General features: G+C 62.6%; 17 protein-coding genes. 13 read left to right on the top strand and 4 right to left on the bottom strand.

Annotation, left to right across the window (positions count from 1 at the left end; translation table 11 throughout):
- Positions 1-150 precede the first annotated feature (150 nt).
- On the top strand, positions 151-807 hold the full coding sequence (locus ABIB99_RS15160; protein WP_354176392.1) for a glutathione S-transferase family protein: 657 nt from the start codon (positions 151-153) through the stop codon (positions 805-807).
- A 280-nt stretch (positions 808-1,087) separates the two neighbouring features.
- Here the strand turns inward: ABIB99_RS15160 and ABIB99_RS15165 are convergent, their stop codons facing one another.
- Positions 1,088-1,312, bottom strand: coding sequence for a hypothetical protein (locus ABIB99_RS15165; RefSeq protein ID WP_014492853.1), 225 nt, complete (start codon positions 1,310-1,312; stop codon positions 1,088-1,090).
- A gap of 187 nt (positions 1,313-1,499) precedes the next feature.
- Between ABIB99_RS15165 and ABIB99_RS15170 the strand changes: the two genes are divergently transcribed.
- Positions 1,500-1,856, top strand: a complete 357-nt coding sequence (locus ABIB99_RS15170; protein WP_354176393.1) for a hypothetical protein — start codon at positions 1,500-1,502, stop codon at positions 1,854-1,856.
- 9 nt (positions 1,857-1,865) lie between these two features.
- Here ABIB99_RS15170 and ABIB99_RS15175 read toward each other — a convergent pair whose 3' ends face one another.
- On the bottom strand, positions 1,866-2,969 hold the full coding sequence (locus tag ABIB99_RS15175; protein WP_354176395.1) for a mandelate racemase/muconate lactonizing enzyme family protein: 1,104 nt from the start codon (positions 2,967-2,969) through the stop codon (positions 1,866-1,868).
- Between the two features lie 170 nt (positions 2,970-3,139).
- Here ABIB99_RS15175 and ABIB99_RS15180 point away from each other — a divergent pair, with 170 nt between their 5' ends.
- From ABIB99_RS15180 to ABIB99_RS15220, 9 genes are all read left to right on the top strand, one after another.
- The gene (locus tag ABIB99_RS15180; RefSeq protein WP_354176397.1) at positions 3,140-3,985 is read left to right on the top strand and encodes a GyrI-like domain-containing protein; all 846 of its coding nucleotides are present in this window, start codon (positions 3,140-3,142) and stop codon (positions 3,983-3,985) included.
- A 239-nt stretch (positions 3,986-4,224) separates the two neighbouring features.
- Complete coding sequence (locus tag ABIB99_RS15185; RefSeq protein ID WP_354176398.1) at positions 4,225-5,151, top strand: SMP-30/gluconolactonase/LRE family protein; 927 nt, start codon at positions 4,225-4,227, stop codon at positions 5,149-5,151.
- 157 nt (positions 5,152-5,308) lie between these two features.
- Positions 5,309-5,902, top strand: coding sequence for a GNAT family N-acetyltransferase (locus ABIB99_RS15190; protein WP_028147003.1), 594 nt, complete (start codon positions 5,309-5,311; stop codon positions 5,900-5,902).
- Between the two features lie 14 nt (positions 5,903-5,916).
- Positions 5,917-7,563: a GMC family oxidoreductase gene (locus ABIB99_RS15195; protein ID WP_063981461.1), complete on the top strand. Its 1,647-nt coding sequence runs from the start codon at positions 5,917-5,919 to the stop codon at positions 7,561-7,563.
- A gap of 126 nt (positions 7,564-7,689) precedes the next feature.
- Complete coding sequence (locus ABIB99_RS15200) at positions 7,690-7,971, top strand: YrhB domain-containing protein (RefSeq protein WP_084794987.1); 282 nt, start codon at positions 7,690-7,692, stop codon at positions 7,969-7,971.
- 325 nt (positions 7,972-8,296) lie between these two features.
- The gene (locus tag ABIB99_RS15205; protein WP_084794989.1) at positions 8,297-8,674 is read left to right on the top strand and encodes a hypothetical protein; all 378 of its coding nucleotides are present in this window, start codon (positions 8,297-8,299) and stop codon (positions 8,672-8,674) included.
- Positions 8,675-8,702: 28 nt separating this feature from the next.
- A complete protein-coding gene (locus ABIB99_RS15210) occupies positions 8,703-9,113 on the top strand; it encodes a hypothetical protein (protein WP_063981463.1) in 411 nt (136 codons plus the stop codon).
- Positions 9,095-9,544 carry a DUF5958 family protein gene (locus tag ABIB99_RS15215; protein ID WP_283017515.1) on the top strand — a complete coding sequence of 150 codons (450 nt, stop codon included), beginning with the start codon at positions 9,095-9,097 and terminating at the stop codon, positions 9,542-9,544. The genes ABIB99_RS15210 and ABIB99_RS15215 overlap by 19 nt, the downstream gene beginning before the upstream one ends.
- Before the next feature lie 836 nt (positions 9,545-10,380).
- Entirely contained in the window at positions 10,381-12,471 is a 2,091-nt protein-coding gene (locus ABIB99_RS15220; protein ID WP_354176401.1) for a hypothetical protein, read from the top strand.
- A 66-nt stretch (positions 12,472-12,537) separates the two neighbouring features.
- On the opposite strand, the gene ABIB99_RS15225 is transcribed toward ABIB99_RS15220, so the two are convergent.
- On the bottom strand, positions 12,538-13,380 hold the full coding sequence (locus ABIB99_RS15225; RefSeq protein ID WP_063981465.1) for an AAA family ATPase: 843 nt from the start codon (positions 13,378-13,380) through the stop codon (positions 12,538-12,540).
- A gap of 92 nt (positions 13,381-13,472) precedes the next feature.
- The gene (locus tag ABIB99_RS15230; protein WP_063981466.1) at positions 13,473-13,718 is read right to left on the bottom strand and encodes a GlsB/YeaQ/YmgE family stress response membrane protein; all 246 of its coding nucleotides are present in this window, start codon (positions 13,716-13,718) and stop codon (positions 13,473-13,475) included.
- 123 nt (positions 13,719-13,841) lie between these two features.
- Here ABIB99_RS15230 and ABIB99_RS15235 point away from each other — a divergent pair, with 123 nt between their 5' ends.
- Positions 13,842-15,017, top strand: coding sequence for a vWA domain-containing protein (locus ABIB99_RS15235; RefSeq protein ID WP_028156289.1), 1,176 nt, complete (start codon positions 13,842-13,844; stop codon positions 15,015-15,017).
- 56 nt (positions 15,018-15,073) lie between these two features.
- Positions 15,074-15,487 (top strand): rhodanese-like domain-containing protein, encoded by a 414-nt coding sequence (locus tag ABIB99_RS15240; RefSeq protein ID WP_028152329.1) that lies wholly within the window; start codon positions 15,074-15,076, stop codon positions 15,485-15,487.
- Positions 15,488-15,595 lie beyond the last annotated feature (108 nt).

Genomic DNA, 15,595 nt, shown 5'->3' on the forward strand with positions numbered 1-15,595 from the left:
TGCTGTCATGCAATATCGAAGCCAAACGGGAGCCCTACCGCCCTCAAAACTGGCACATCGCTTGCTCCTCCTTTTGCGGGAAGCACAGGTCATGAGCACTCCCGCGGGCCGGGCGGGCGTGCAAGTCACAGGCGTAGGGGAATGGGCCATATGGCGAAGGCGACACTGACGATCAGCAGCAAGAACTATTCGTCCTGGTCGCTGCGCGGCTGGCTGCTGACGAAATTTTCCGGGCTCGATTTCGAGGAGATCGTCACCGCGCCGGACGACGCGTCGGCGCGCGCCGAAATCCTGCTGCTGTCGTCGTCGATCCTGGTGCCGTGCCTGCGCCATGAGGGCGCCGTGGTCTGGGATACGCTGGCGATCGCCGAATATCTCAACGAGGCGATGCCGGATGCCGGTCTGTTGCCTGATGACCGCGTCCAGCGGGCGCATTGCCGCTCGATCTGCGGCGAAATCCATTCCGGCTTCGCGACGCTGCGCGCTTCGCTGCCGGTCAATCTGAAGGGGCACTTCCCCGGCTTCAAGATCTGGTCGCGCGCGCAGGCCGACATCGACCGCGTCTGTTCCATCTGGCGCGACTGCCTGGAGAAATCAGGCGGACCCTTCCTGTTCGGCGCGAGGCGCACCATGGCGGATGCGATGTATGCCCCCGTGGTGACGCGCTTCGTGACCTATGACGTCAAGCTCGAGCCGCTGCTGAAGGCCTATGCCGATACCATCATGGCCATGCCCGAGATGAAGGAATGGATCGCGGCGGCCAAGGATGAGCCGGCCGAGATCGAGGAGCTCGAGGTCGAATATTAGGCAGGCCTGGCGCCCGCCTGCCTGTTTTGGGAGCGAGACCCGGGCTGCCGCAGCCGGCCGCCATGTCTTTGAAGCCGTTAACTTTTAGCACCCGCAGCCGGCTCGGGCCGGCCCACGTGCTGCGCAGATATTGTATACGCGTGCGGGCTTGTTGCGACATCTAGCCGTGAACAGCCGCGTACACGGCGTTCCGGCTGATTCGGACGTGATTCGTTCGGGCCGCGTTCCGTTCGTTAAGGCAGAGCGCGGCCCCGTTGCATTTTGAGACAGACGCCGCTCGTCAGGCGAAGCCCGAGTGCTTGACGCGCGGCACGCGCCAGCCGATGACGGTGGCTTCCACCGGGACGCCGGCCGCATCGTTCTGCCAGCGGCCCTCGACATAGCGGCAGGCGAACGGCAGCTGATACGTTCCGCTATGGTCCTCACACAGCACCTCCACCGGCAGGCCAGGTGGCGGTTCGCCGGCGCCATCGAATTCCGCCAGACGTCTATCGCGCGTTGCCATTCCAAAAATCTCCCCTAATCAAAGTCGCGGAAACAGCGCCCACTTCTTCTTCCGCGCACGGTTCACTGCTCCCCGTCCAAGGGAACAAGCCAAGCTCAACGCGAGAATGCGGTACGAGTGTGGTAGCCTCCGGCGTCGGCGAGCAAAAAGCGCACATTGCCGTGATTGATTTGGACGAGGAACCTGCATGTCGCTTCGAAGTGCCGGCGTTTGTTTCGCGATGTTGTTGCTCGCCCCGCTGGCGATTGCGCCGGTCCGCGCGCAAGACGTGCCCGGCATCGAGATCTGTACCGTCGAGAAGACCATGGAGCGGCGCACGAGCTGCCTGCAGAGCAACGTCGACTTCCTGCAGAAGACGATCACCAAGCTGACGCTCGATCATCAGCAGAAGCTCGATGCCGCCAACCGCCAGATCGACGCGCTGAAGACGCTTGTGGCCGGCCTGCAGAAGACGCTGGGCGATCTCCAGGCTGCACAGGTGAAGATCGCGGACGATCTGAAGAAGAAGCAGGACGCGCCGCCACCGAAGGACGCGGCGAAATAGGCGTCGCCGTCACGCCACGCGATAGCGCTCCATCACGCCGCGATCGGGCTCATAGCCGAGCCCGGGTCCCGAGGGCACTGCGACGTGGCCGGTGGCATCGACATCGGCGCGGCCGCCCCAGAGGCACGCTTCGCGTTTCAGATAGAACATCTCGACCAACCCGTCGTCGCGCGTCGCCAGCAGGTGCAGTGTCGCCAGGAGGCCCGGACCGAAATACGGGGAGTGCGGGACGATCTTGACGCCGAGCTGATCGGCGAGTGCGGTGACCTTCAGAAATTCCGTGATGCCGCCGACCTTGGTCACCGACGGCTGGGCATGGCTGACCGCGCCTGCATTCATCATCTGGCGGAATTGATACTCCGTGCAGGCGTTCTCGCCGGCGGCGACGCCGAGCCCGCCCTTGCGGCGGACCTCGGCGAGCGCGGCAAAATCCTCCGGCGGCCAGACCGGCTCTTCCAGAAACATAGGCTGCGCGTCCTCGCACGCCTTCGCGAATGCGATCGCCTGCTCGCCTGTGAGCGGGCAGTTCATGTCGACCATCAGCGGGATGCCGGGCCCGATGGCCTCGCGCGCGGCAAACACCGCCGGCGTCGTGGTCTCGTGCAGCTTGATGGCGCCATAGCCGAGCGCGAGCGCCTTCTTGCATTCGCCGGTGATGTTCTCAGGCGAGCCAATTCGCAACAGGCTCGCATAGGCGGGAATGGACGAGCGCCTGGTCTCGCCGAGCAGGCGATGCAGCGGCGCGCCCTCGATCTTCGCAGCCAGGTCCCACAGCGCGATGTCGAGCCCTGATATCGCGAACATCGTGATGCCGTAGCGGCCGAACAGATGCAGGTTGCGCTGGATCTGTTCCATCACCGCGGGAATGCCGGCGGTATCGGGAACCTTCAGCCCGCGGGCCTGCGGCGCGATCATCTCCTCGACGGCGCTTCGCGTGGTGCGCGGGGAGACATAGGCAAACGCATCGCCCCAGCCGGTCTGTCCGGCATCGGTCGTGACCTCGACCAGCACCATGTCGAGCGCGGAGATTGCGGACGCGCCCTGGCGAAAGCTCGCGACACCGGCGTCATAGGGGATGCGGATATGGTGCGCCCGCACGTCGGTGATTTCCATGACGCGGTTCCTCTTTCTGGTGAGCGGTTGCAACGAGTGTAGCTGCGAATGCCGGGGCGTTGCCAGTGGCTATTCCGGAACTATTCTCAGGCGAGGACAGCAATGCCGATCAAGCGAGGCGGTGGCCGTCAGCGCATCATCGCCAGGCTTCGAACGAGGGCCCTTGACGCATGAACCCAGCCCAGCGCGCGCTCTGGTATATCGAGAGCCATCTGGCCGAGCCGATGACGCTCGACGAGATTGCGGCGATATCTGGCGTGTCGCGGTTCCACATTGTGCGGGCGTTTGCCGCGGCCACCGGACTTCCGGTGATGCGCTACGTGCGCGCGCGGCGGTTGACGGAAGCGGCGCGCAGTCTTGCGAACGGCGCGCCGGACATCCTGTCGCTGGCGCTGGAGGCGGATTACGGCTCGCACGAAGCGTTCACCCGCGCGTTCCGCGACCAGTTTGGCACCACACCCGAAGCGGTGCGGGCGGCAACGTGCCTCGATAAACTCAAGCTTCAGGAGCCGATCCTCATGGATTCCACCATGCTCGACCATCTGGTCCCGCCGCGTTTCGAAGCCGCGAAGGCCTTCCTCGTCGCCGGCCCCGCCGAGCGCATCTCCTGCGACAACGGCGCCGCCATTCCGGGACTGTGGCACCGCTTCCATCAGGAAGTCGCCGACATTCCCGCGCGCGTCGGCCAAGGAAAATCTCAAGTCGCCTATGGCGTCTGCTGCAACGGCGATGATTCCGGCAATTTCGACTACATCGCCGGCGTCGAGGTCGCCGATTTCTCCGACCTGCCGCGCCGCTTCGGTCGCATCCGCATTCCCGAGCAGCGCTACGCGGTGTTCACCCACACCGAGCACGTCGCCTCGATCCGCCGCACCGTCAACACGATCTGGAATCAGTGGCTGCCGGCGTCCGGCCTGAAGGCCGCGGATGCGCCGAACTTCGAGCGCTATGACGAGAAATTCGATCCCGCGACCGGCAATGGCGGCTTCGAGATTTGGATACCAGTGCGGGGGTAAGCACGATCCGGACCCGAAGGGCCGCGGTCGCGCAAGTGCGCGGCGGTTTTCCGAAGAGATCATGCTCGAACAAGACCTAAGGCGCGATATGTCATCGCGCTTTACGTTGCAACGCTGGCATACCATCCCGCTTGCTTGGCAAGCCCCGGCGACTTTGTCATAACCGGAGGCAAATCTTGCGTGTGGGGCCCGTGCCGGACATCCCGTGCAAGCCATAACAAGCAGCCGGGAGGGTCCCCATGTCCAACGTTCGCGTTCTCGCCACCGACCTCGAATTTCCCGAAGGGCCGGTGGTGATGCCGGACGGCTCGGTGGTGCTGGTGGAAATTCGCGGCCAGCGCCTGACCCGAATCCATCCCGACGGCCGCAAGGAGGTCGTCGCCAAGGTGTCGGGCGGCCCGAACGGCGCAGCCCTCGGCCCCGACGGCAAGATCTACATCTGCAACAATGGCGGCTTCTCCTGGATTCCGACCGGCAAGATGATCATGCCCGGCCCGCAGCCGGACGGCTATCTCGGCGGCTCGATCCAGCGCGTCGATCTGCAATCGGGCAAGGTCGAGACCGTCGTGACCAAATGCGGCGAGCACGATCTGCGCGGGCCGAACGACCTCGTCTTCGACAAGCACGGCGGCCTCTGGTTCTCCGATCTCGGCAAGCGCCGCGCCCGCGAGATGGATGTCGGCGGCATGTATTATCTCAAGCCCGGCATGACCGAGATCGTCGAGGTCGTGCATGGCGTTCTGCCGGCCAACGGCATCGGCCTGTCGCCGGACGAGAACACCGTCTACATCGCGGAGACGCCGACGGGGCGGCTCTGGGCCTACGAGCTCTCCGCGCCCGGCACGCTCAAGCCGCGCGAGGTGATCTATCGCGGCGAGCGCGGCAAGCCGATCTGCGGCCTCGGCGGCTACCAGATGTTCGACTCGCTCGCGGTAGAGGCGAACGGCAATGTCTGCGTCGCCACCCTGGTCTCCGGCTGCATCTCGGTGATCGCGCCTGATGGTACGCTGGTGGAGCAGGTCCCGACCGGCGACCGCGTCACCACCAACATCGCCTTCGGCGGCGAGGGGCTGAAGACCGCCTACATCACGCTGTCGGGCAAGGGCGAGCTGATCGCCATGGACTGGCCGCGCGGCGGTTTGCCGTTGAACTTTCTGAATAAGTGATTGTATCTGAGCAGCCGTGCCGATGCGTCGGTCGTCATTCCGGGATGCGTGCGCCAGCACGCAGGCCCGGAATCCATAACCCCGAGCGGTGATTATGGATTCCGGGCTCGCGACGTCGTCGCGCCCCGGAAGGACGGCAGTCATTATGGAGAGAGAAATGCCCTGGCCTGATCCCGTCACCCTGCGTGGGCAGCACGCCCGTCTCGAGCCGCTGTCGAAAGAGCATCGCGAGGGGCTGGTGGAGGCCGTGAAGGACGGCGAGCTCTACACGATCTGGTACACCGCGATCCCGACGCCGGAGAACGTGGCCAAGGAGATCGACCGCCGCTTGGGCCTCCAGGCCGCAGGCTCGATGCTGCCGTTCACCGTGTTCGATGCCGGCGGCAAGATCGTCGGCCAGACCACCTATATGAACATCGATGCCGCCAACCGCCGCGTCGAGATCGGCTCGACCTGGTATGCGAAGAGCGCGCAGCGCGGGCCGCTCAACACGCAGTGCAAGATTCTGCTGCTGACCCACGCCTTCGAGACGCTGAACTGCATCGCGGTCGAATTCCGCACGCATTTCTTCAACCATCAGAGCCGCCGCGCCATCGAGCGCCTGGGCGCCAAGCAGGACGGCATTCTGCGCAGCCACCAGGTCACGCCGAACGGTACGCTGCGGGACACCGTGGTTTACAGCATCACCGCCGCCGAATGGCCGACGGTGCGGACGCATTTGAACTATCAACTCAACGACAAGCCGCGCTGAGCGGCCGAGGCACCATGGACAGATTCGATTATGTGATCGTCGGCGCGGGCTCCGCCGGCTGCGTACTGACCAGCCGGCTCAGCGAAGATCCGAACGTGAGCGTCTGCGTGCTCGAGGCGGGCCCGAGCGACTGGCATCCCTACATCCATCTGCCGGCGGGCTTCATCAAGACGTTCCACATGAAGAGCATCAACTGGGCCTACCAGCAGGAGCCGGGGCCCTACACCGGCGGGCGCAGCATCTATGCGCCGCGCGGCAAGACGCTCGGCGGCTCGTCCTCGATCAACGGCCACATCTACAATCGCGGCCAGCGGATGGATTTCGATACCTGGGCGCAGATGGGCAATCGCGGCTGGGGTTATGCCGACGTGCTGCCTTACTTCAAGCGGCTGGAAAAGCGGGTCGGCGAGGGCGAGGACACCTATCGCGGCCGCGACGGCAACCTCACCGTCACGACCATGGAGTGGCGCGATCCGCTCTGCGAAGCCTTCATGGAAGGCGCGGTCTCGCTCGGCATTCCCCGCAACCCCGATTACAATGGCGCTAAGCAGGAAGGCGTCTCCTACTGCCAGCGCACCATCGACAAGGGCCTGCGCGTCTCCGGCTCGACCGCGTTCCTCAAGCCCGCGATGAAGCGCCCGAACGTGCATGTGCACACCCACGCGCACGCGACCGAGATCATTTTTGAAGGCAAGCGCGCCGTCGGCGTGCGCTACACCAAGGGCGGCCGCGGCGGCACGCCGGTGGAAGTGCGTGCCAACAAGGAAGTGATCCTCTCCGGCGGCACCTATAATTCGCCGCAGCTGCTCCAGCTCTCCGGAATCGGCTCACCCGATCTGCTCGGCGCGCACGGCATCGCGGTGCGCCACGCGCTGCCGGTCGGCGAAGGTCTGCAGGATCATTACGCCCCGCGCACCGTAGCGCGCGTGAAGGACATCAAGACCATCAACGAGCTCCGCCGCGGCTTCTCGCTGTGGATCGAAGCGCTGAAATGGGCGACCGCGCGCCGCGGCCTGCTCTCGCTCTCGCCGACCATGGTGTATTGCTTCTGGCACTCCGGCGAGAGCGCCGACAGTTCCGACCTCCAGCTCACCTTCACGCCGGCGAGCTACAAGGAAGGCGTGCAGGGCCAGCTCGAGGACGAGCCCGGTATGACGGTCGCCTCCTGGCAGCAACGCCCGGAGAGCCGCGGCTATGTCCGCATCCGCTCATCTGATCCGTTCGCGCCGCCGATCATCCAGACCAACTATCTCGACGCCGAGCTCGACCGCCGCGTCATCGTCGGCGGCATGAAGCTCGCGCGCAGGCTTTTGAAGAGCGCGCCGCTGTCGCCCTATTACGCCTACGAGGATTTCCCGGGTCCGAACATCAACACCGACGACGAATTCCTCGCCGCCGCCACCGAACGCGGCACCACCACTTTCCACCCCGGCTGCACCTGCCGCATGGGCCCGGCGGACAGCACGTGGGCGGTGGTCGACGACCAGCTCCGCGTCCACGGGTTGGAGGGCCTCCGCGTCATCGACGCCTCCGTGATGCCGCGTATGATCTCGGCGAATCTCAACGCCTCCACCATGATGATCGCGGATCGTGCCTCGGACCTGATCCGCGGCAAGCAGCCGATGGAATCCGCGCGGATTCCGGACGCGGCGGTAGCGTAGGCACAGCTACGTAGGGTGGGTTAGCGAAGCGTAACCCACCACTTCTCTCGATGCGGAAATAAAAGAGGTGGGTTACGCTGACGCTAACCCTAACCCACCCTACGGTCCCTGAGAACGGACTGAAACATGATCGATTATGGTGAAGCCAAGTTGCTAGCAAGAAATACCGTGGCGGCCATTGCCGCAAAGGTTTGCGATGAGTTTGTTGTGCTTGATGAGTTTACCAAAGAAGTAGAGGAGGGATGGCTCTTCTTCTATGATTCGAAGGAGTTTGTTGAAACGGGCAACCCTAGTTCAACTCTCGCCGGGAATGGTCCCATACTGGTTCGTCGAAATGGAGAAGTCAGAATTCTCCCGAGCGCCAGTTCTTGGCAGGTAGCGATCAAAACCCCTGATGAAAGCTCGTAGCCCATAGGATGTGGTTCGCTTCGCTTTACCCACCCTGCGGTCGCTAATTATGAGAAGCGGCTATGTCGAACGCCAGAAAGAGATCGGGCTACACCCGGAAAGATCTGCGCGAGGTCAGCGAAAATCCGAGGCTGAAAAAAGCTGATATCGCCAAGGTCCAGCCATTCTCCGAAGTCTTCCCTGATCTCAGTGCATCTATCCGAAGGTCCCGTAGCTCGGGTGGAGCGAAGCGCAATCCGGGATAGCTGTATCGATCTGCCTGCATTCCCCGGATTTCGCTGCGCTCCGTCCGGGCTACGATCCCTGCGCATTTGGACGACGTCATTTGAGCACAGAGCACAATCGTCCTCTCACAGATGCCGAGCGCGATCTTGCGCGCTGGATGCTGGAGCATGGCACGGAAGAAGCCAGGCAATATCTGGATCAGCTCAAGCTGGCTGAGGTCACGCCTTGGAGATGTCGATGTGGATGTGCCAGCATCAACTTCCAAATCAAGGGACATGCTGAAGCGCCGCCCGGCGCTGAGATTCTCGGTGAATTCCTGCTGAACGATGGTGATCACCAAAGTGGAATATTCATCTATTCGAGTGGTGGCTTGCTGAAGGGCATCGATGTGTATGGCTTGGCAGGCGATGCGCCGTCTGTGTTACCGCGACCCGAAAACCTGTCTCCCTTCAAGCCTGGCAATCCGCTGCGCACGTGAAGGGGAAATCGGCAATGAGTATCGCGGAATGATGACCTTTGATCGTGTAATTGCTGCGCTTCGCAGCACTGGTGTGCAGGCCGAGGTGCTGAACGAAATTGATAGCCGAGCCATCGTGATCAGGGTGCTGGAGCGACTCGGTGTCGACGTGACGAGCCGCGCGCCGTGGGATCAAGCCACATCCGAAGGGAGGCAAAGGCCCGATGGTTGGGAGCTCATTCCGAAATACGTGGGGACGAACCAATGTTTGATGTTTCTGGAAGGCGCCCGATCGATTTGGAAATTTTCGTGTGGTGCGGACCTGCTTCGGGTTCTGGAGGACTGTCCGGCGCTCGAGATTTATGTCTGTGACGAGGAGGCGAGCTATCTCCTTTGCAGCAATCACCATGACTTTGTCGTGGGCTGGGGTGCAGCGCTGCCATGGGTGGCACGATGTTGAATGTGGACGAAGAAATCTTGTTGAACCAACTGGCGCAGGGGGTCGCAAGCGATTCGGAGGGGGACGCTTGGTTCAACGCGCGGAGCAAGGACGACAAACGCAGGCTGCTTCGTGGCTTAAGTAACTTCATATTGCAGGCAGGGCCGAAGCCAGACGATGTGGCAGGTGCAATTGCCGAGTCGCGGCTGAAGCGGACGCTTACTCCGTGTGTCTTGATCGCGATGCCTAACCTCAAGATTCAATTGGCGAAGCTCTCGACGCTACCAGAGTTTGAGTTGCCTCGAGTGTTTCGGCTCCTCATCAAGTTGCTCGCAGCCGCAGACAACAGGCGTCGCAGGGAACGGCCACTGGATCTCGTAAATCATTGGTGGCACCGCGACTTAAGCGACCCGGAGGTTGTGAATGAGATCAAGCGAGCCAAGGGGGCGTAGCCTCGGTTACTCGCCGCGTGTTGGGCTACGATCTTCTCAAGTTTGCCCGTCGGGCAAAACACCCCGCCACCCGTCAATCCCTCCTCGCGAAAATATTCCACTTTACCGAAATTCGGAATTGCGGCATACATCGAAACAGCCCGGCCCGAGGAAGAGGGGCGGTTCGCGAGTCGTTCGAAACGCGGGCCGGGTTGCGGTGGACGCGGCAGCGTCGGGCGCGAGAGGCTAAGGGCAGGGCGGATTGCTCTCCGTGAGCCCTGAGGCTTCGTGCGGACGAGCGGCGCTGTGTGCGTACGGCAAAACCGTGTGGTCCTGGCCGTCGCTGCTACGGTCAAGCTCTTGCGGATGCGGCATTTGCGTCAACCGGCGCGGTGTCGGCGACTTTCGCAGGGGTGAGGGAGGCCAGAACGAACTCGGCTCCCGGGAGAGCACGGCATACGCCGTCCGACCACTGCGCAGGGAAGGCCGTGTGTTTGGCTTCACCTGTATGCCGCTGTGCAGTTCTTCTGCGTGTGCTTTCGCACAGCGGACCGTGGGTGCCAGCCGGCACCCGGCCTTCCCTGCGCCCTCTTTCCTGGAGGGCGTGACGGAGACAGCAAAGCTCGGGCGAAATGCGCCGCGAGGATGCTGCGGTGTGTCTGCGCTCGCAATGACGATGTGGAGAGCGTGCGCTTTCCCTCTTTCCTCGAGCGCGGGCTCCTCGGGACATTCACCCTTAAATTGCAGGATGCGCCTTGACGTAGTAGAAACAGCAGATGCGCTTCATCTCAATACTCTGCTTCTTGATCCTCACGATCTCTCCCTGCTTTGCCCAGTCTCCCCGGGCTTCCGCAGAGGTGACGACCCTGATCAGCCAGGAACCTCTGCTCGCGGTGCTCGATCATGACAATTCATCCGCGCTTTCGCTGGTGACCCTGTTCCGGAAAGTTCACGCCGCGCAAAAGCTGCTGCAGCCGTCGGTCGCCGACGGCCCGACGCGGGCGAGCGATTTGTCTCAATTCAGTGGGACCTACGCGCAGTTCGCTGCCGTGATGTCCGCCGACATCACGCGTATCACAGCGGGACTCGGCATCGATTGGGAAAAGGAGATCCTGAAAACCTACGACCCGAAGTCGGCCAAAACGGACGCTGGCAAGACGCTGCGGCTGAATGGCAATGTTGCGCGCGTGTTTAACGAGAAATGGCTCGGTTCCAGCGACGGATTGTTCTTCCTGTCGGGTGTGGTCAATCGGATGGACCGCCGCGATTTCGATTCCGCGCATTGCGGCGAATTGCGCTTCATCTACCGGCTCGGCTACGAAGTGAGGATGAACGGCAAGACTTACGCGTCGCGCATGCCGTTCACCGTGAACATGGTGTTCAGTTACGCGGATGACGGCAGGAATTGCCAGGACGTCGCCTCGCTCTGGCGCGTCGCCGGGATCGATGCTGACGATCCGGCAGTGGTTGCCCAACGCCTGCTGCAGGGGCCGCTGGATTTTTCGCGACTCATCTTCAAGCAGATGGAGATCAATGCGCAGGTGGTGCGCTTCCCATCAGACCTCGAAAACATGGAGAACCGCAAATTCGCCGGACAGGCGATCTACTGGATGCGGATCTTCGCGCTGAGGGATGGCAAGTTTCAGCCGACACGGCTGGAAAATACGCCTGATGTGCAGGCAATCCTGAAGGATCCCGCCAAGCAGAAGCAGTTGCAGGACTATCTCGCCGGCCACATCGCCGAGATCGACAACGGCACCTTCAGGATACCGGAGAGCCTGGAGGCCGACATCGCACTGAGTTTTTCCACTGCCGGCAGCGCGCGCATGGCCAATCGTCCCTTCGATCTCGCAATCGGCAGCGAGCAGGCGGCACGGATCGTCGCGGCGGCGGGTGTCCCCGGGAGGTCACCAAAATTCGTGCAATCCGGCGCGGGTCTGCTCGAACGCCTGAACACGTCGTCCTGCATGGGCTGCCATCAATCATCCTCGACCGCCGGATTCCATCTTCTCGGCGTGGACCGGTTCGATTTCGGCCGCGACGCGGACGCGATCAGGAGCGCGCTTGACGGTAACCAGTTGCAATTGCCGTTCTCGCCCCATGTCTACGCGGAACTTGTTCGCCGCAAGGACTATGTCGAGCGGGTTTCGCTCGGTCAGGCGCCGAACAGTTTTCGCCCGCATCCTTCGGCGCCCCCGGCGGCCTGGGAAAGCGGAAATCCGGCCTATGTTGTCGCCGGTGACAACATGCCGTGCCCTTTGAATGCGGATCTGGCGCAGGCCGCGAAATGGAGCTGCAATGCCACGCGTAACCTCACTTGTCAGGCGTTGGTGACGAACGCTGCGACTTCCTCCAATCTCGGCCAATGCGTGCCCGCGGCACAGAATGTCGCCGCGGGTTTGAGCTGCCGCTCAAACGTCATCGAGGACTCCACAGCGAAGACCGCCGCCAACAACCCGCTCGGCTTCAACCTGCGCGCGTTCAGCGACCGCGTCAGCAAGGAAGAACTCGTCTACAAGCTGTCGGAAGGAAAATTGAGCGGCTACGGCTACAACTGCCGTCCAACGAAGATCGGCGTGCCGCTGGGCCGCGTCACGCGTCCCTGCAAGCCCGAGGAGGCGTCGCTGGCGGTGATCCGGCCGGGCAGCGTGCCCGAGGAAATCTGCGCGATCGTCGGAGGCAAGGGCTTTGAGCAGATGGCCAAGGGATATTTCGACAGCGGCATTTTCGCCGCTGGCGTCGGCCGCGGCCTCCTGAACACATGCTCGCCGTCGCGGTTTTGCCGCGAGGACTATATTTGCCAGCAGATGCCGGATTTTGTCACGAGTGCAAGGTTCAACGTCAGTGCCCCGGCGTTGAATAACTTGAGAAGCCGAAAGATCGGGTTCTGTACCCCAACCTATTTCGTTTATCAGCTCCGCCTTGACGGTCATCCGAATCCGAGATGACGCGGGGAAGCGCGGCCCAGAGTAGCGGTAGGAATTGCGGTCAGGTTGTCTCTGCGCGCTTGCAGATCAAACCTCCCTCCGGCTCAAAAACGCCAGCCGCTCGAACAGGTGCACGTCCTGCTCGTTCTTGAGCAGCGCGCCGTGCAGCGGCGGGATCAGCTTGCGCGGGTCGCGTTCGCGCAGTTGCTCGACGCTCATGTCCTCGTTGAGCAGCAGCTTGAGCCAGTCGAGCAGCTCGGAGGTTGAGGGCTTCTTCTTCAGACCGGGCACCTCGCGCACTTCGAAGAAGATGCGCAGCGCTTCCTCGACCAGGCGCTTCTTGATGCCGGGGAAGTGGACGTCGACGATGCGGCCCATCGTGTCGGCGTCGGGAAACTTGATGTAGTGGAAGAAGCAGCGGCGCAGGAAGGCGTCCGGCAGCTCCTTCTCGTTGTTGGAGGTGATCATCATGATCGGGCGCTGCTTCGCCTTGATCGTCTCGCCGGTCTCGTAGACATGGAATTCCATGCGGTCGAGCTCGAGCAAGAGGTCGTTCGGGAATTCGATGTCGGCCTTGTCGATCTCGTCGATCAAGAGCACCGGGCGCTGCTCGGCGGTGAAGGCGTCCCACAGCTTGCCGCGCTTGATGTAGTTCCTGATGTCGGAGACGCGGGCATCGCCGAGCTGGCTGTCGCGCAGGCGCGACACTGCATCGTATTCGTAGAGGCCCTGCTGCGCCTTGGTGGTGGACTTGATGTGCCAGGTCAAAAGCGGCGCGTTCAGCGCCTTCGCCACTTCCTCCGCCAGCACGGTCTTGCCGGTGCCGGGCTCGCCCTTGATGAGCAGCGGGCGCTCCAGCACGATCGAGGCATTGACGGCGACCTTGAGATCGTCGGTCGCAACATAGTCCTTGGTGCCGGTAAATTTCATCGCGCGTCCTTGTTGGTCGTCGGCCGGGCATCGCCCTGGTCCAACAAACGGAACGGCCGCTCATGGCGGCCGTTCCTGGTTCGGTCAGGCTTTCAGACCCGTTTTATCAGCGAAAGGATGACGAGCACAATCACCGCGCCGATGGTGGCATCCACGATGGCGCCGACCGTGCCGGTGGCCAGCGCAATATGCAGTTGCGGCAGCACCCAGCTCGCAACCAGCGCGCCGATGATGCCGACGACCATGTTGCCGATCAGGCCAAATCCCGCCCCATGGACAATCTTGCCGGCAAGCCAGCCGGCGATCGCGCCAATGATGAGCGCTGCGAGAATTCCCATTGCAAACGTCCCCAAAACAACCCCGTGAGACGGTCAATTCTAGAGCAAAAAGCCGACCGGTCCAGCGTCCCGCGGCGGGCTCGGCCCCTTGACGTTCGCCCCCCGACGGGCAATCTGTCACCCATGTTCCTGCAATTCTTCACTTCTCTGCGCGATGCGCAGGTCCCCGTGACGCTGCGCGAATACCTCACGCTGATGGAGGCGCTCGACGCTGATCTGTCGGACTACTCGGTCGAGAATTTCTACTATCTGTCGCGCACCTCGCTGGTGAAGGACGAGCGCAACCTCGACAAGTTCGACCGCGTCTTCGGCACGGTGTTCAAGGGGCTGGAAAGCCTGCTCGACGCCATGGAGAAGGCGGAGATCCCCGAGGAGTGGCTGAAGAAGCTCGCCGAAAAATACCTCAGCGAGGAGGAGAAGAAGCAGATCGAGGCGATGGGCTGGGACAAGCTCATGGAGACGCTGAAGAAGCGGCTCGAGGAGCAGAAGGGCCGGCACCAGGGCGGCTCGAAGTGGATCGGCACCGCGGGCACCTCGCCGTTCGGCGCCCACGGCTACAATCCCGAAGGCGTCCGCATCGGCCAGGAGAAGAACCGCAACAACCGTGCCGTGAAGGTGTGGGACAAGCGCGAGTTCAAGGATCTCGACGGCAATGTCGAGCTCGGCATCCGCAACATCAAGGTGGCGCTGCGGCGCCTGCGCAAATTCGCGCGCACCGGCGCGCCTGATGAGCTCGATCTCGACACCACGATCCGCGAGACCGCCAATCACGGCTATCTCGACGTGCACATGCGGCCCGAGCGGCGCAATGCGGTGAAGCTGCTGGTGTTCTTCGACATCGGCGGCTCGATGGATTCGCATATTGAGCAGGTCGAGGAGCTGTTCTCGGCGGCGAAGAGCGAGTTCAAGCACATGGAGTATTTCTACTTCCACAACTGCCTCTACGAAGGCGTGTGGAAGCAGAACAAGCGCCGCTTTACCGACCGCACGCCGACCTGGGATGTGCTGCACAAATACCCGCACGACTACAAGGTCGTGTTCGTCGGCGACGCATCGATGTCGCCTTACGAGATCATGGTGCCCGGCGGCTCGGTCGAGCATGTCAACGAGGAGCCCGGCTCGGTCTGGCTCGACCGCATCATCCGCACCTATCCGCATACGGTGTGGCTCAATCCGGTGCAGCAGAAGCACTGGGACTATTCGGAATCGACCACCATCATCAAACGCATCTTTGCCAACCGCATGTACCCGATCACGATCGAGGGGCTCGAGGGTGCGATGAAGGAATTGACGCACTAGCTGTACGCGCCGTCAGTCCGGACGGCCGCGCAGAGGCCGACAAGAGGGAGAACCACATGCCCCAGACCATCACCCGCGGCATCAAGGCGCTGATCGACGAGGCCAATGCCGAGATCGAGACGCTCAACGCCAAGGAGGCCATCGAGATCTCCAAGAACGGCGATGTCGTCATCGTCGACATCCGCGACCCCCGCGAGATCGAGCGCGACGGCCGCATCCCCGGCGCGTTCGCCTGCACCCGCGGCATGCTCGAATTCTGGATCGATCCGCAGAGCCCCTACGCAAAACCGATCTTCCAGGAAGACAAGAAATTCGTCTTCCATTGCGCCGGCGGCATGCGCTCCGCGCTCGCGGCGAAGACCGCCAAGGACATGGGCCTGAAGCCCGTCGCCCACATCGCCGGCGGCTACGCCGCCTGGCGCGATGCCGGCGGTCCGGTGGAGCAGTGGGAGCCGAAGAAGAAGGGGTGAGAAGTGCTGCGCTGTCGCGTCAATCTCCGCTGTCATTCCCCGCGAAGTGGGGAATCCAGTCCGCCGCAGCGTCTCGACTCAATCACAACCGCCTCTGGAATACTGGAT

Source organism: Bradyrhizobium sp. LA6.1 (genome assembly GCF_040547805.1).
GTDB classification, from domain to species: domain Bacteria; phylum Pseudomonadota; class Alphaproteobacteria; order Rhizobiales; family Xanthobacteraceae; genus Bradyrhizobium; species Bradyrhizobium barranii.

Bases quoted from the DNA above. Each gene is read 5' to 3' on its own strand.
- ABIB99_RS15165 (WP_014492853.1), bottom strand. From the start codon at position 1,312: ATGGCAACGCGCGATAGACGTCTGGCGGAATTCGATGGCGCCGGCGAA.
- ABIB99_RS15180 (WP_354176397.1), top strand. From the start codon at position 3,140: ATGAACCCAGCCCAGCGCGCGCTCTGGTATATCGAGAGCCATCTGGCC.
- ABIB99_RS15230 (WP_063981466.1), bottom strand. From the start codon at position 13,718: ATGGGAATTCTCGCAGCGCTCATCATTGGCGCGATCGCCGGCTGGCTT.
- ABIB99_RS15225 (WP_063981465.1), bottom strand. From the start codon at position 13,380: ATGAAATTTACCGGCACCAAGGACTATGTTGCGACCGACGATCTCAAG.
- ABIB99_RS15185 (WP_354176398.1), top strand. From the start codon at position 4,225: ATGTCCAACGTTCGCGTTCTCGCCACCGACCTCGAATTTCCCGAAGGG.
- ABIB99_RS15215 (WP_283017515.1), top strand. From the start codon at position 9,095: ATGGGTGGCACGATGTTGAATGTGGACGAAGAAATCTTGTTGAACCAA.
- ABIB99_RS15240 (WP_028152329.1), top strand. From the start codon at position 15,074: ATGCCCCAGACCATCACCCGCGGCATCAAGGCGCTGATCGACGAGGCC.
- ABIB99_RS15210 (WP_063981463.1), top strand. From the start codon at position 8,703: ATGATGACCTTTGATCGTGTAATTGCTGCGCTTCGCAGCACTGGTGTG.
- ABIB99_RS15170 (WP_354176393.1), top strand. From the start codon at position 1,500: ATGTCGCTTCGAAGTGCCGGCGTTTGTTTCGCGATGTTGTTGCTCGCC.
- ABIB99_RS15200 (WP_084794987.1), top strand. From the start codon at position 7,690: ATGATCGATTATGGTGAAGCCAAGTTGCTAGCAAGAAATACCGTGGCG.
- ABIB99_RS15190 (WP_028147003.1), top strand. From the start codon at position 5,309: ATGCCCTGGCCTGATCCCGTCACCCTGCGTGGGCAGCACGCCCGTCTC.
- ABIB99_RS15235 (WP_028156289.1), top strand. From the start codon at position 13,842: ATGTTCCTGCAATTCTTCACTTCTCTGCGCGATGCGCAGGTCCCCGTG.
- ABIB99_RS15175 (WP_354176395.1), bottom strand. From the start codon at position 2,969: ATGGAAATCACCGACGTGCGGGCGCACCATATCCGCATCCCCTATGAC.
- ABIB99_RS15195 (WP_063981461.1), top strand. From the start codon at position 5,917: ATGGACAGATTCGATTATGTGATCGTCGGCGCGGGCTCCGCCGGCTGC.
- ABIB99_RS15160 (WP_354176392.1), top strand. From the start codon at position 151: ATGGCGAAGGCGACACTGACGATCAGCAGCAAGAACTATTCGTCCTGG.